Genomic DNA, 14,630 nt, shown 5'->3' with positions numbered 1-14,630 from the left:
TGCCATGCGTATCCACCTGACCAATGCCGGTGCCATCACCCTGCGCGACCCGGCCGACTTCAAGCGGCTCGACGTGCTGATCGATCCGCAGCCTGGCGAGCGGCTGGAGCGCGCCATCGCCCGCATCGGGCGGCGCGAGGATGCGGGCCACGTCCGCCTGGCGCCGTCGGTGCTGCGCTTCCTGTCGGGGCATGCGGGCGATCCGGCATGGGAGGACGGCTTCTCCTCCATGGTGGGATACGCGGCGAAGCACGGCTGGGTGGACGAGCGCGGCGACATTCGCGCCCATCTCACCCTCAACGAGCAGGACGAAGTCGTCTCCGTGGACGATTTCAAGTTGGCCATGCGCGCGCTGCCGGCCGGCATCAGTGCCGTCACCACCGGCAGCGGCGAGGACGTTGCGGGCATCATCGTCTCCAGCCTGACGTCGGTGTCGGCCGAGCCGCCCATGGTTGGCTTCTTCGTCCAGAAGTCGGCCTCGGCGCACAGTGCGCTGATGCACGCTGGTCGGTTCGTGGCCAACGTGCTGGGCGAGGAACACCGCGCCATCATCGATACCTTTCTCAAGTCCCCGCAAGGACGCGACCGCTTTGCCTCGGGCCAATGGCGCGAAGGCGCACATGGCCTGCCGGTGCTGGATGACGCGCTCGCCAGCATCGAATGTGAGATCGTCTGCACGGAGGCACTGGGCACGCATGACCTGATCGTGGGCAAGATCCGGAAGACCACCTGCAATCAGGCCAGCCCGATCATCAACTTCAACGCCGGCACACACCGCATTGCGCCGGTTTCCGTCCAGTAGGGGCATGGCTGGTTAGAATTTCCGCACGCTTCCCGGTGCGGCTCCGATCATAGCCCCCATGCACGGGTCCTCGGCCCGCGGCGCGACCACGGGCGCCGCACACGCACGCAAAATAAAATACATCTGGAGACAAGCCATGCATCACTCGCCCGTCCGGCGGCGGACCTGCCTAGGTATCGCCGCGTTCCTCGCTTCGCACTCGTGGGCCGGTCCTGTTGCCGCCACCAGCGGCTGGCCCAGGCGGCCCATCCGTCTGGTGGTGCCCGGGCCGGCGGGCGCCGGCATGGACCTCTTTGCGCGCGTGATCGCCGCCCATCTTCAGAAGGCCCTGGGCCAGCCGGTAGTGGTGGACAACCGGCCGGGTGCCAACAGCCTGATCGGCACCGACATGGTTGCCAAGAGTGCCGCCGATGGTTACACCCTGCTGATCACGCCATCATCCGCCGTCGCGATCAATCCGGTTATCCAGCCAAAGATGCCGTATGACGCGCTGAAGGACCTGACCCCCGTCGCGCAGGTTGGCGCAGCCGGCGTTCTGCTGGTCGCCCATCCGTCCACCGGGTTCCGGAACCTGGCCGACATGGTGCGTTATGTGAAGGCGAATCCCGACAAGCTCGCATATGGATCGTGGGGCAACGGGTCGACCGGACATCTCATCATGGAAGCTATCAAGGCGCACTATGGCCTTTCGATGCAGCACGTGCCATACAAGGGCAGCGCCCAGCTCGTGACCGACCTGCTGTCGAAGAACATGCTGCTGGGGTTCACCGATATTGCCTCGCCCGTGCCGCACGTCCGCTCGGGCAAGCTGGTGGCCCTCGCCTGCACAGGCGCCGCTCGGGGACCGGCATTGCCCGAGGTGCCCACGCTGACCGAGCAGGGCTTTCCGTTCAACAAGGAAGGCTGGTATGGCTTGTTCGCGCCAGCCGGCACGCCGCCGGACATCGTGCAACGGCTCAATGCCGAGATCAACCGCATCCTCGCCAATGACGACGTGGTGCAAAAATACGCCCAGCAGAACATGCCGCGCCCGGCCACGAAGACCGTCGCCCAGTTTGCCGCGACCGTTAGTGAGGACGTCAGGGCCTGGCAAAAGCTGGCCAAGGGGGCCGGCTTGCAGATCGACTGAACGCCGGATGCGGTGACCGGGCGGACTACAGGCCGGTCGCCTCGCGCAATCCGAGACGACTCTCAAGCGCGTGCGCCATCGTTACAAGCCGCGGGCCGACGGTCCGCTGTATGGCGGCGAAGGCACCGGGCCGCGCCCGGACCCCGCAGTTGACCACGAACCATTGCGAATCGACTGGCCGGCAAAGCGGGACCGCGAACGCGAACACGTCGTGGCGCCATTCGGCACGGTTCGAACAATGACCCATCGTCTCCAGCTCGCGGCGCGCCTGCGCCAGCCGAGGTTCGGCGCGGCCAAAGGCGTCTGCGTCCTCCAGCCGCAACCGGTTCAGGACCGGGTCCCGCAGCGCGGCCGGGACGCGGCACAGCCAGGCCTTGCCGATCGCGGTCGTCAGCATCGGGAGTGCGGCGCCGATGTCTGGCGTCACCACGAGATCGTCTGTGGAGCGCGACGTTTCCACGTAGATCATCTGCGTGCGGTCGCGAATGCCAAGCGAAACGGCGCCACCCACCTCACTGGCCAGCCGCTCCATCAACGGCCGTGCCACCTGCCGGATCTGCATACTTGCCAGCAGCGGGTAGGCTGGCGCCAGCACCGGTGCGCCCAAGCGGTACTTGCCAAGGGAGGCTTCGTGCCGCAGGTAACCCAGCACCACCAGCGTGTGGGTCAGCCGCGCGATGGTCGGCTTTGACAAGCCCGTGCGCTGGACAAAGTCCCTGTTTCCGAGCAGCACTTCGCCCGGACGGTAGGCGAGCAGGATATCGATGCCGTGCGCCAGCGTCGCGGCGAACTGACGGTCCGCGTCGTTCTCGTCATCCGCTGTCATGCCAGCAGCCTTTCCACTTCGGCCACCAGGTCGACCAGCCGCGGCCCCATCTCGCGATCGAGCCTGGCAGGCGTCATCCGCGCCACGGGCACGCCGCAATTGAATACCAGAATCTCGCCGTCGACGGGATAGCGCATGGGCACGGCGACGGCGTGGACATCGCTGAGCCAGTCGCCGCGCGAGCGGGTGAAGCCAAGCGTCGCGAGATCGTCGATGGCGGCCGGAATGGCCTCGGCATGGCGCCGCCAGTCATCGGGCAGGGCGTGGCGCAAGGCATTGAGGACGGACGCCCGCGCTTCCGGAGGCGACTGTGCCAGCCAGGCCCTTCCCATTGCGGAAGCCAGCATGGGCAGCGACGCGCCAATGTCGGGCCGGAACGCGATGGCCTCGTGGCCACGGCTGGTCTCCACATAGACCATATGCAGGCGGTCGTGCAGCCCGAGCGAGACGGAGCCGCGCATGCGGTCGGACAACACCTGCATCAAGGGCCGCGCGACCTGCCGCACGCGCAGGCTCGCCAGCAACGGATAGCCCAGCGACAGCGCGGTCGAGCCGAGGCGGTAACGGCGCAATGGCGCGTCATGCAGCAGCAGGCCCCGCGCGGCCAGCGTATAGGTCAGGCGGCTGATGGTGGCCTTCGACAGCCCGGTGCGTTCGGCCAGTTCCTTGTTGCTCAGCACAGTCTCCCCGAAGCGGAAGCACTGCAAGACCGAGAGACCATGGGCGAGCGTCGTCGCGAAAGCCGGGTCGGGGTGATGATGGGGCGCTTTGGGGGCTGGCATGGCTGTGTCGTGCTCTGGCCCACAGTATGCGCTACAGCAGCGTTTCTGTTCAAGATAGCGAAACACCACCCACCATGGCGATTGGCGGTGCCGGCATGACAACGGAGGAAATGGTGCTGACCGCGATCGAGCTGTCGCAATGCTCCGTGGCATACCCGGCGCGAGTCGGCACCAACAGGGGCATCGGCTCCGAAGCCCTCGTGGCTGACGGCACGCGCGCGCAGAAGGCCCCTACCTGTCTGCGCTGGCCAGGGGCCACTGGCCGCGAAGCTTCACTGCGCTCTTACCCCCAGGGGGCCATTTCCTGCCGAGCCAGTTCGGCAAGAATCTCTTCCCCATGCTGCCCCAACTCGGGCAGCGCGGCGTCATGCGGCGTCGCATGGTCAATGGTCAATGGCAGCGCAGGCATGCGGAGTAGCCGGTTGCCTGGCGACGGGACGCGGACCAGCCGCTCCGGCGCGGTGGCTGCCGCGCGGTCCATGGCATTGCCAAGTTCCCGAACGACACCGCATACCACGCCGGCCTTATTGAGCCGGGTGCAGGCGTCCTCGACAGAGAGATCCGCAAGCATCCCGGCCAGCTCCTCGAGCAAGCCCGTCCGATTGGCAACGCGCGAGGCATTGTCGTGAAAGCGTGGGTCCTGCGCCAGCCCGGGCCGCCCCAAGCAAGCGCACAGGCGTTCGAAGTGCTCCTGCAGATAGGCAGAAACGACAATCTTCCCGTCGGCGGCGGCAACGACGTCGGCTGCCGGCGCCAGGGTCGCCTGCCCGTTGCCGCAGCGTGACGGCGGCGCGTCGAGCAACTGATGCTCAGCCCATTGCTGGCTCAGCGCGTCGGCCGCCACGTCGATCAACGACACCGTGACATGGGCGCCCTGCCCCGTGATGCCCCGCCGCACCAACGCCGCAAGCACGCCGGTGGCGAGCGTGCGGCCGGCCAATACGTCGACGACCGTGAAACCCACCCGCGTCGGATCGGCGTGGGCGTCGCCGTTCATGCTCATCATGCCGCTTTCGGCCTGGGCGGCTATATCCAGCCCAAGGCGTGCCGCGGCCGGTCCGCTGTGGCCGAACCCGCTGACCGAGCCGTAGATCAGCCGCGGATACCGCTCACGCAAGTCCGCAGCGCCGAGCCCATACTTCTCCATCACACCCGGCCGCGCATTCTGCAGCAGTACATCGGCGCTGCGCACCAGGTCCAGCGCGACGCCGCGGTCCTCGGCACGGCGCAGGTCCAGCACGATGGAACGCTTGCCCCGGTTGTACGCCGAGAACATTGGTCCGCAGTTGTCGGCCTGCCAGCCGGAGCGCCGGCTGGCGTCGCCGCCCGGCGGCTCGATCTTGATGACATTGGCCCTGAGGTCCGCCAGGATCTGGCCGGCCGAAGGCGCGGCGATAAACTGGCCAAAGTCGAGGACGCGCAGCCCGTCCAGCATGGTTTCGCCATCGGCCGCCATGTTCGATGCTTGCATTGCTTCCATGCCTCCCATCACCCTTTCATTCCGGTTTGAGACCCGTGGCCTGCACAATGCGGCGCCAGGCCAGCGTATCGTCGGCCACCACACTCCTGAACTGAGCGGGTGTCAGCGCAGGCGCCACAGGCAGGTTGAGCGCAGCCAGGCGTTCACGCATGGCCGGCGTGGCGATCGCTCGCAATACTTCCTGGTTGATTCGATCCACCAACGCCGTCGGCGTGCCGGCCGGCGCGAACATGCCATACCAGCTTGTGGTCGGGAACGGATAACCCTGTTCGCCCATGGTCGGGACATCGGGGAACTGCGGCATCCGGGTGGTGCCGCTGACCGCGAGCGGTACCAGGCGTCCTGCCTTGACAAGCCCGATCTGCGAGCTCACGTCGACCCAGCCGACGGGCAGCGTACCGCTCTGGAGATCGGTGGCCACGGCTGCCGTTCCCTTGTACGGCGCATGAGTCATGGCGATACTGGCCTTCTTCAGGAAGGTCTCCATCGTCAGATGACCGCCGGAACCGATGCCCCACGAGCCATAGCTCAGTTGACCAGGCCGTCGCTTCGCATACTCGATAAGTTCCTTGAGGTTATGCACCGGCACCGTTGGCGATGCCACGAGCAGGTTACCGAAGCTGCCCACCTGGGCGATGGGCTCGAAGCTCTTGAGCGGATCCTGCGCGCGCTTGTAGAGGGACGGGTTGACGACCATGGCGCCGGCGTACGTGAACAGTAGCGTATAGCCGTCGGGCTTCGCATTGGCCACCGTTTCGCTGGCAATCAGGCCGTTGGCGCCGGGCTTGTTCTCCACCACGAACGGCTTGCCGAATACCCTGCCCAGGTGTTCAGCAAGTACCCGTGCCAGTGCGTCAGTACCACCGGCCGCCGCGCTGGCCACGATGACCCGCACCGGCCGGTCGGGCCATCCGCCCGTTCCATGCCCCCATGCTGCCGACCAGGCGGTTAGCGCCACCATCCCTGTCAGCCAGTGTCTTTGGGAAATCTTCATGCCTGTATCTCCAGCATACCAACCACGCGCAGCATGAACGAGGTCGATGGGGGTTCGAAGGCGATTCCTCGTTGCCCCCGCAAACAAAGGCTAGTCCGACAGCCCCGATGTGAGCGAGTGTTGTTTCGCCATCTTGAACGTAGAGCGGCCGGGCCGCCACGACATCCCGGCCACGCCGCTCATACCGGAGCAGCACATCAAGGAACTGGGAAGTGCCGTCGCGGGAGGCGGTATCCGACTTCGTTGAGAATTGAGTTCCGGCCGCGTGTGTCCGCCGTAGGGAAGCGCCAGAGCGAGAATTCACCTGTACCCCGCCATCCTGATGTTCTGCTGCATCGGTGTGTAAGAACACCGCCTTCGACGTGTTCCAGACGGCGGCCTTCGGCGTGATCGATACCTGTTCATCAATCTGCGCTGCGAACCGGCTCCGATGCTGCTCGGCTTTGTGTTGGGGCCGATGATGGAAGAAAAATTTCCGCCGTTTGGCTGCTGCTGTCGCGTGGTGACTTCAGCGTGTTCGTGACGCGTCCGCTGTCGATGGGCCTGCTGATCGCGGCGGCCGTCTTGGCTGTTGCACAGGATGCACGCTAAGAACCAGGCCACGGTTACCGCTTTCTCCCAATTTGGCTTGACTACAGTTGCCTTGCAAGCACTACCTCGTCAGACGAGTGTGGCGGGTGTTTTAGCGATCGGCAATGTTCGCTATGGCAACGTCGGTGCCGGTCAAGGTGTCGTTCCGGATCTAAAAGGCGTGTCGCGATAGCAGGTGCCGAGGGCACGGCCGTGGTGGCCCAGATTCTTCTTTTGCCAACTGGGAAAGGTGACCCGGCGACGAATGGAGTGGCGCATTTGCGTTTCCACTATTGCCGCAGCGTGCGACGGCGATGGTAGGGCGAAGAAGCCTGGTCTCTGGCTACTGTCACAAGTCCGAGTGGATGGATGGCGGTTGTACCTTGGGAGGAGCCGTACAGATTGCAGGGGTCGAAGGATCGTTCAGGGTCGGTAAGAGGCGGCCAGCCCGAGAAGCTTCGCCTGACAAGGCGAAGCCACCCGATGTTGCGGCGCACAATGTCGTCAGGTATGATGTCACTATTCCCACCTTCTGCGCACACCGGATTCCGCTAGAGGCATTCCGCCGCCTCGATTGCTCCGTGCGCCATTCCACGATTTCGTTCGCACCTCGACAGGCGTGATCAGCCGTCATGTCCGCGATGATCGTCGGCCAACCTGTCGAGGAGAGTGTATTGGTTAATCCAGTTCGCGACGATTCAGCATCCCGCACGATCGCGGTCACATCGAAGACCGGCCGTCGCTCTCCAAAAGGAAAGATCCAGGCTGTCGCAACACCGCTGGACATCGCGGCTATGGCGCGCCAGGACGAGGAGCGCCAAAGCCAGATGCGCACGCTGATCGCGCTTGGCCGCGAGCGCGGCTATCTCACCCACGCGGACATCAACGATCACCTGCCTGATAACTTTACGCAAACTGCTGCGATGGAGACAATCGTCAGCATGTTCAGCGACATGGGGGTGACCGTATGCGAGCAGGTGCCGGACACGGACACACTCCTGTTAAGCGACGCCGCGCCTGCCGCGGTATCCGACGTTCAGGCGGACGAGGAAGCGGAAGCTGCACTGTCGACCGTCGATTCCGAATTCGGCCGCACGACGGATCCGGTCCGGCTGTACATGCGCGAAATGGGCGCCAGTGAACTGCTGACTCGCGCTGGCGAGATCGAGATCGCAAAACGCATTGAAGACGGCTTGCAGGACATGATTCAGGCGATCGCCGCGTGTCCGTCAGTCGTGTCCACGATGCTTGCCGATGTGGACCGCATCGTTGCCGGCGAACTGCGTATCGACGAACTGGTCGATGGCATCAGCGATGACGGGAAACAAAGCGAAATAACGCTAGCGTCCGATGAAGTTCAAGTGGAAGCAGACGCTTCCGACGACGACCCGGATGGTGATGGCGCTGAAACGGACGCTGCGGATTCGGAGAAAGCGAACGCAGTCCGCCTCGAGCAACTCACGATCGACAGTCTTGCAATTTTCGCGCGCGTGCGGGCACTGTTCGAGCAGTTGCCGGACGCACCCGTTACCGGGAAAGCCCGTTCCGCAGCCGTGGCCCAACTGCGCTCGAAGATCCAGTGCGAACTGGCGCCGATCCGCTTTACGGCCAAGACTATCGACCGTCTGTGTGCCAGTGTGAACGAACAGGTTGCCGAAGTTCGTGCGATCGAGCGCAGCATCCTTGAGATCGCTGTCGACCGTTGCGGCATGCCACGCGAGGCGTTTGTCGAGTCGTTCCCGGGTCACGAGACCGACCTTGAATGGAGCGGCCACATGGCGGCGACTTCGCGGCAGTTTGGCGCGGCGCTCGAGCGACATCTGCCGGCCATTCAGGCCGGCCAGCAGAAACTCATCGACATCCAGGCCAGGGTCTCTCTTCCGCTCCAGCAACTCAAGCGGATCCACCGCCAGATGAATGCCGCGGAATTGAAAATGCGGCAGGCCAAGCGAGAGCTGATTGAAGCGAATCTTCGTCTTGTCATTTCAATTGCCAAGAAATACGTGAACCGCGGCATGCAGTTCCTGGATCTCATCCAGGAAGGCAATATCGGCCTGATGAAGGCGGTGGACAAGTTCGAATACCGGCGCGGCTGGAAGTTTTCGACGTACGCGACTTGGTGGGTCCGCCAGGCTGTCACGCGTGCGCTTGCCGATCAGGCGCGGACCATTCGTGTGCCGGTCCACATGATTGAGATGATCAACAAGCTGAATCGGATTTCGCGCGAATTCCTGCAACAGACGGGACAGGAAGCGCATCCCTCCGTCCTCGCCGAGCGCATGGAGATGTCCGAGGAAAAAGTGCGCAGTATCCTCAGAAGCGCGAGGCAACCCGTCTCGCTCGAGACCCCCGTGGGCGAAGACGCCGACGCGACGCTCGGCGACATGATCGAGGATGTCTCTGCGAGTTCACCGGCTGAGGCGGCGATTCACGCTAACATGCCCGCCGCGATCGATGAGGCACTCGACGGGTTATCGCCGCGCGAGGCCAAGGTCCTGCGGATGCGATTCGGGCTCAATACGACCTCTGACCGCACGCTTGAAGAGGTCAGCAAGCAGTTCGACGTGACCCGCGAGCGGATCCGTCAGATTGAGAGCAAGGCGATGCGCAAACTGATGCATCCCAGTCGCGCTGACAAGTTGAGGCCTTTTCTCGAGCGTTGAGCAAAGGCGGAGGGAGGCGCGCCCTCTTTCGACGTCCTGCCCCACAGCTGCAGCGATCACGCATCGGCCTGATCACCGTCCTGGCAGGACGCGTTCGCAGCGCAGAGAACTTACAGCGGTTTGATGCTCGCTGCCTGCTTCCCCTTGGGACCCTGCTTGACTTCAAAACTGACCTTCTGCCCCTCCTGAAGCGATTTGAAGCCGCTTCCCTGAACCTCGGAGAAGTGGGCGAACAGGTCATCGCCGCCGTCATCCGGCGTGATGAACCCAAAACCCTTCGCATCGTTAAACCACTTGACCGTACCTGTTGCCATGTTCTGAATGTTCCAAGAAAGACCAGATGTAGATGACGTCGCCGGCCCGCGCCGGACGTGCGGCTATCTTGTATCACAGGTGAGCCATTGCCGACAATCCAGTTTTTCGAGCGGCTCGGGCGAGCTGTGACGCCGGTGGGAACCTCGCCAGCAGGACATCGGCACAATTTGGCCGATGTCCCAGCCTTTACCGTGCTTGGCAATTGGCCAATGGCTACGAGCGTGCTATTTCGACCCGTTATCCATCGCTGCACAAAGAGCTGCTTGGCGCCGGCGGGCCGGTCGGTTGGAACTGCTGGGAACTGCATGAACCGCAATGCGGTACCTGCACGAGTTTCGTGGTACTAGCATTTGATGCCAAGGGTGTAGCATCTCCAACAGTAGGCCCAACTTACTTTGACGGCCGACTTCGCTTCTTTCTGGAGCACCTTGAACGCCCGGCCGCCACCGAAATCGAAGCTAATCCCTTAGGCACGGATTCAGAGCAGGCCGCAGCAGTTCCGTGAGCGCGATCGTTGCATGCATCCGGACCGAATCCGTCGATTTCTGCTTCCCAATTCCAAGCATGACCAGCCCTCTTCCCGGATTCGGTTCTTCAGCCCGGTGAAGTCGCTGTCGCTTGTCACGAGACAGAAGCTATCAAAGCGCCTAACCGACCGAACTGATTGCCGCGCTCGGGGTTGTTCGCGCATAGGGGAGTTCGAAGGCAGTGGCAGCCCCGCCTTTTGATGGCGCTTGGCCGGCGACTGTCGTAATTAGCCGACACTGCTGTGCGTTTCCCGCCGTTGCCGGTCATCGGTTGCTGGCGAGGTACGGACTGCGCTCCTAAGCTCAAACAGACTGCCCGCCAGCATGCTCTAAGGTCAGACAAGCAAAGAGTGAAGTTGTGGCTGGACCACCCAAGGCAAGAAAATGAGAAAAAGAGGAGAACAGCATGTCACTGAAAAGGATGGCCCTTGCGACTCTGCTGGGATGGCCGCTGGCAACCCTTGCGCAGTCAAGCGTCGCGCTGTACGGCGTCGTCGACGCCAACGTGGAATACGTCAACCACGCGGGCGTCGTGCCGACGGCCGCCAACGGATTCAACCCAGGACCGGGCAACGATGTCTACCGACTGACTTCCGGCGGACTTTCCGGCTCGCGCTGGGGCCTGCGTGGCAACGAAGACCTGGGCGGCGGCATCAAGGCTCTCTTCGTGCTGGAAAGCGGCTTCGGCCTCGACAACGGCCTGTCGCAGCAAAGCGGCCGCCTGTTCGGCCGCCAGGCATTCGTGGGCGTCCAGAGCGACCGCTTCGGCCAAGTCAGCCTGGGCCGGCAGTACACCTCGATGTTCGAGGCCCTGGCCAACTTCTCTCCAACCGGCTATGCCACGCAGTATGAGCCGGTCGTCATGCAGTCCGGCCCCAACTACCGCGAGGACAACACCATCAAGTACACCGGGAAGTTCGGGGGGCTGACGGCCCTCGCGCACTGGTCCTTCGGCGCCGGGGTGGCCCTGCCCGCCTCGGTAGGGTTCCCCATCCCAATCGGCGGGAATGGCGAAGTCCCGGGGCAGTTTCGACGCGACACCGCCTATGGCGGGGCACTGGCTTACACGTTCGGCCCGTTCGCCGCGACGGCCGGCTATGACCAGTGGAATCCCACCATCGGCACCGGCACCGGCACCATCAAGAAGGCCGTGGTGGGCGCCAGCTATGCGATCGGCCCCGCCAAGATCATGGGAGGCTACCGCTGGGGCCAGAACAAGAACGCGGCCGATGTCCTGATCCAGCGCGATGATTTCTACTGGGTCGGGGCCAACTACCAGGTCACACCGGCGCTCGCGCTCACGCTCGAGTACAACTACGACGACCTCAAGAACCTTTACGGCAACACGAGCGTGGCCAACCCGTGGCAGATCTCCTTCGTGGCCGACTACTCGCTGTCCAAACGCACCGATATCTACCTGACCACAGCCTATGCCAAGAACGCCGGGTTGATGCTCGAATCGCTGGCGACCTTCTTTGCCAACAGCCTGTCGCTAGGTAACAGCTATGTCCCCGGCAACGGACAGAGCAACATGTTCGGCGTCGCTTTAGGCGTCCGGCACAAGTTCTGAATGCGCTTGGGAACCGGCGAGGAGACCGCGCCAATTCGGGGCTGCCTTAGCGGGGCGACGCGGTTCTGCTCCGGCGATTGAGGGACACCATCGCTCAACGTGCGATCGGAACTGTTCATTGAGCATGGTCGTCCGGATTTGTAGCAGGCTGCGCGCGTGCCGCGGACGTCAGGCCAGCTGCTGCTGTTTGACGAAACGCTTGCTGACCACCGGGTTGACGACCGTCTCGACGAAGTCCGATGCAAAGGGCGCGCCGTGGCGAGAGCGGTCACCGTAGTTCATGTGCCTGACCGGTGGTCCCCAGCCGGAATCGTAACTATCGTGGCTTGCGGTGCGATAGGTTCATGGATGGTCAGACGTGAGCGGCACGTGTTGGCTGCAAGGCAATTGACGGCTTCGGGGATGGGCGTCGAAATCCAACTTCACGATGAAGATCCGTCGACACCGTCGGATGTCCCATATGGGTCCGGAAGAAGTCTTGGGAAGAATCTAAAAGCCACTGTCAGCTATTCGACCATGACCGATAGTCCCCGACGAACCCGATCTCGCTCCACTCCATCATCAACAGGCCACTCGGCTGCGATACGGGCTCAGAGTTCGCCCTCGATTTTGCGTCATACCGGCGTGCCGGAGAAGTTAAGCGGCTGTCCTATCCGCCGCGTGCATGTAGATGATCGAATGGAAGGGACAATCCCCATTTAAAGTAGAAGAACGCCATTGCCCGGCATGATACGCGCATCGCCAGGCCGACATCTCGCGGGCCCCGTCTCAACTCAGCCCCCCCGTGTTGGATGCAACAGAGGTTGCCGGCCGACAATATTCGGTGCCGCCCTAAACAGCAATCGATAATACGGACTTGCCGATTTGCTGCCGTTGCTCGATCATCGCATGTGCCTGCTCCACATCGTCAAAGCCATAGCGGTTCGCGACAGGAATATGGATTTGCTTTGAGGCGAGCGCCGCGAAGATGTCATCCGCGCGTCGCTGTACCGTCTCAGGATCTGACATGTGGTCTGCCAATCGAGGACGGGTCAGGAACAAAGAGCCGCTCTCCCCCAGCTCCATGGGGTCCAGGTCGTCCACCGATCCAGAAACGTTGCCGTAGTTGATCACCAGCCCGCGCTTGCGTGTGGCGCGGAAGCTGTCGCGCAGTGTCGCTTTCCCCACCGAGTCGAATACCACATCAACACCGCGACCCTGCGTGGCCTCGCGTATTGCGTCGGCGAATCGGCCATGGTCATAGAGCATGGCGTGATCGGCGCCGAGGCGACGCGCCACGGCACACTTTTCCGGCGAACTGCCCGTCGCAAAAACAGTAACGCCGGCGGCCTTGGCCATCTGTACGAGCAATTGCCCGATGTTGCCGGAGGCGGCGTGCACCAGGCACGCCTGCCCGGCATGCAGCCTGGCCACCTCGTTAAGCAGATAGTGGGCGGTGCTGCCCTGGAAGAGACTGGCCGCCGCCTGATCGTAGGCGATGTCGTCGGGGAGCCGGACCGCGAGCCCCGCCGGCACCCGGGCGTACTCGGCATAGCTGCCCCATGCGATGCACCATGCCACCCGGTCGCCGGGCACGAAGCGGCTGACTTCGCTACCTACATGGACCACCTCGCCCGCTCCCTCCATGCCCAAGGTGCATGGTAGCCGCACTGGGTAGGTCGTCGACATCGCATATTTGCCCTGACGCGTATGTACATCCATGAAGTTGATGCCGGCGAAGGCGACTTTTACGACGATGTCGCAGGGGCCGGGCTTCGGTGCTGGTACTTCCCGGCGCTGCAAGACTTCGGGGCCGCCATAGCTCTCGATCATGATAGCTTTCATTTCGTTCTCGGAATTTTGGTTGTGTGTAAAGACAAGCGATGTCCAGTAAGTCAGCTCGGTTCGATTCCGCTGGAGCGGATCAATTGTTGCCAGCGGCTTCTTTCTGCCTTGACGTAAGCTGCAAATGCCTCTGGCGTCCCCCCGCCTGGCTCATTGCCCTGGGATAACAGGAGGGCTCGAATCTCTCGGTCCTCGAGCGCTTGATTGACGGTCATGTTGAGAACCTGGACGATGGACGTCGGCAGGCCAGCGGGGCCGACAAGCCCCTGCCAGTTCTCCACCTGAAATCCGGGGACGCCAGCCTCATTCATGGCTGGAACGCCCGGGAGCAATGGCGAACGCCCCTTGCTGGTAATCGCCAGAGAGCGCACCTTGCCCATACGTGTTGCCGGCAGCGCCGAGTACATCGGCTCAAACAGGAAATCAAGGCGGCCACCCAGTAGGTCGACCATGGCGCCGGCGCCGCCCTTGTAAGGGACATGTACCAAGTTGATGCCAGTCATGGACTTCAGCAATTCCCCGGAAAGATGATGCGCGCCGCCCGCTCCGCTGGAACCATAAGTCAGGCCTGTGGGACTAGCCTTGGCGGACCGTATCAAGTCGGCCACCGTTCTGTATGGTGAATCCTGCCTGACCAGCAGCAGCAGCGGGCCCCGCTCAATCAGCGCGATCATTGTCAGGTCCCTAGCTGGATCGAACGAGAGGTTCGCAAACAGCGAAGGATTGGTGCTCAATGGGCCAAGGTTTCCGATGCCAAGTACGTAGCCATCGGGCCTCGCCCGGGCCACGTATTGCGTACCGATGTTTCCCGCGCCGCCGGGCCGGTTTTCGACGACGACCGGTTGTGCCAAGGCAGTGCTCATGAAGCGGCCCACTTGGCGTGCCCGCAAGTCGGCGCTTCCGCCGGCGCTGTAGGCGACGACAAGGGAAATTGGCTTCGCGGGATAGCGTTCGGCGGCGCGCGCCACCGTTAGCGGGGAGGCGCCGAGCAAGGTTAAGGCGATGCGGTTGAAGTCTCTGCGATTCATAGGTTTCCTGCGTATGGTCGTAGGTGACCCATGAGCGCAATGGCCATGCCAAACGCCGAAGCAAAGCTAAACCTCCATGTAACCATCTGATCTGTAAAGAAAAATTAATGCCACCATGGC

Annotated in this window: 11 protein-coding genes and 3 pseudogenes; 6 read left to right on the top strand and 8 right to left on the bottom strand. The window is 63.0% G+C overall.

Annotated elements, in window-relative coordinates:
• The first annotated feature begins 4 nt into the window (after positions 1-4).
• Both ACOCMH_RS08430 and ACOCMH_RS08425 read left to right on the top strand, forming a co-directional pair.
• Positions 5-802: a flavin reductase family protein gene (locus ACOCMH_RS08430; protein ID WP_427306470.1), complete on the top strand. Its 798-nt coding sequence runs from the start codon at positions 5-7 to the stop codon at positions 800-802.
• A gap of 136 nt (positions 803-938) precedes the next feature.
• Positions 939-1,931 (top strand): Bug family tripartite tricarboxylate transporter substrate binding protein, encoded by a 993-nt coding sequence (locus ACOCMH_RS08425; RefSeq protein ID WP_427306469.1) that lies wholly within the window; start codon positions 939-941, stop codon positions 1,929-1,931.
• A gap of 25 nt (positions 1,932-1,956) precedes the next feature.
• On the opposite strand, the gene ACOCMH_RS08420 is transcribed toward ACOCMH_RS08425, so the two are convergent.
• Together ACOCMH_RS08420 and ACOCMH_RS08415 are read right to left on the bottom strand one after the other, a co-directional pair.
• Positions 1,957-2,757: an IclR family transcriptional regulator gene (locus tag ACOCMH_RS08420; protein ID WP_427306468.1), complete on the bottom strand. Its 801-nt coding sequence runs from the start codon at positions 2,755-2,757 to the stop codon at positions 1,957-1,959.
• Positions 2,754-3,539, bottom strand: coding sequence for an IclR family transcriptional regulator (locus ACOCMH_RS08415; protein WP_427306467.1), 786 nt, complete (start codon positions 3,537-3,539; stop codon positions 2,754-2,756). The genes ACOCMH_RS08420 and ACOCMH_RS08415 overlap by 4 nt, the downstream gene beginning before the upstream one ends.
• A gap of 77 nt (positions 3,540-3,616) precedes the next feature.
• On the opposite strand from ACOCMH_RS08415, the pseudogene ACOCMH_RS08410 reads away from it, so the two are divergent.
• Positions 3,617-3,837: pseudogene (locus ACOCMH_RS08410) on the top strand (acyl-CoA dehydrogenase family protein); the annotation flags it as partial.
• On the opposite strand, the gene ACOCMH_RS08405 reads toward ACOCMH_RS08410, so the two are convergent.
• Both ACOCMH_RS08405 and ACOCMH_RS08400 read right to left on the bottom strand, forming a co-directional pair.
• Positions 3,823-4,974, bottom strand: a complete 1,152-nt coding sequence (locus ACOCMH_RS08405) for a CaiB/BaiF CoA transferase family protein (RefSeq protein ID WP_427308406.1) — start codon at positions 4,972-4,974, stop codon at positions 3,823-3,825. The pseudogene ACOCMH_RS08410 and the gene ACOCMH_RS08405 sit on opposite strands and share 15 nt — an antisense overlap.
• Positions 4,975-5,035: 61 nt before the next feature.
• Positions 5,036-6,013 (bottom strand): Bug family tripartite tricarboxylate transporter substrate binding protein, encoded by a 978-nt coding sequence (locus ACOCMH_RS08400; protein ID WP_427306466.1) that lies wholly within the window; start codon positions 6,011-6,013, stop codon positions 5,036-5,038.
• A gap of 304 nt (positions 6,014-6,317) precedes the next feature.
• Between ACOCMH_RS08400 and ACOCMH_RS08395 the strand changes: the two are divergent.
• A pseudogene (locus tag ACOCMH_RS08395) lies at positions 6,318-6,604 on the top strand (tripartite tricarboxylate transporter permease); the annotation flags it as partial.
• 611 nt (positions 6,605-7,215) lie between these two features.
• A complete protein-coding gene (rpoD, locus tag ACOCMH_RS08390; protein ID WP_427306465.1) occupies positions 7,216-9,246 on the top strand; it encodes an RNA polymerase sigma factor RpoD in 2,031 nt (676 codons plus the stop codon).
• 110 nt (positions 9,247-9,356) lie between these two features.
• On the opposite strand, the gene ACOCMH_RS08385 is transcribed toward rpoD, so the two are convergent.
• A complete protein-coding gene (locus ACOCMH_RS08385; protein ID WP_115666647.1) occupies positions 9,357-9,560 on the bottom strand; it encodes a cold-shock protein in 204 nt (67 codons plus the stop codon).
• A 934-nt stretch (positions 9,561-10,494) separates the two neighbouring features.
• Here ACOCMH_RS08385 and ACOCMH_RS08380 point away from each other — a divergent pair.
• Entirely contained in the window at positions 10,495-11,658 is a 1,164-nt protein-coding gene (locus tag ACOCMH_RS08380; RefSeq protein ID WP_427306463.1) for a porin, read from the top strand.
• Positions 11,659-11,721: 63 nt separating this feature from the next.
• Here ACOCMH_RS08380 and ACOCMH_RS08375 read toward each other — a convergent pair.
• From ACOCMH_RS08375 to ACOCMH_RS08365, 3 genes and pseudogenes are all read right to left on the bottom strand, one after another.
• Positions 11,722-11,940 (bottom strand): annotated as a pseudogene (locus ACOCMH_RS08375) (ISKra4-like element ISBte1 family transposase); the annotation flags it as partial.
• A 549-nt stretch (positions 11,941-12,489) separates the two neighbouring features.
• Positions 12,490-13,482, bottom strand: coding sequence for a quinone oxidoreductase family protein (locus ACOCMH_RS08370; protein ID WP_427306462.1), 993 nt, complete (start codon positions 13,480-13,482; stop codon positions 12,490-12,492).
• A 50-nt stretch (positions 13,483-13,532) separates the two neighbouring features.
• Complete coding sequence (locus tag ACOCMH_RS08365; RefSeq protein WP_427306461.1) at positions 13,533-14,510, bottom strand: Bug family tripartite tricarboxylate transporter substrate binding protein; 978 nt, start codon at positions 14,508-14,510, stop codon at positions 13,533-13,535.
• Between the last annotated feature and the right edge of the window lie 120 nt (positions 14,511-14,630).

Source organism: Cupriavidus sp. H39 (assembly GCF_050271075.1).
In the GTDB taxonomy this organism is placed as follows: domain Bacteria; phylum Pseudomonadota; class Gammaproteobacteria; order Burkholderiales; family Burkholderiaceae; genus Cupriavidus; species Cupriavidus necator_B.
This window is presented reverse-complemented; position numbering and strand designations above follow the sequence as displayed.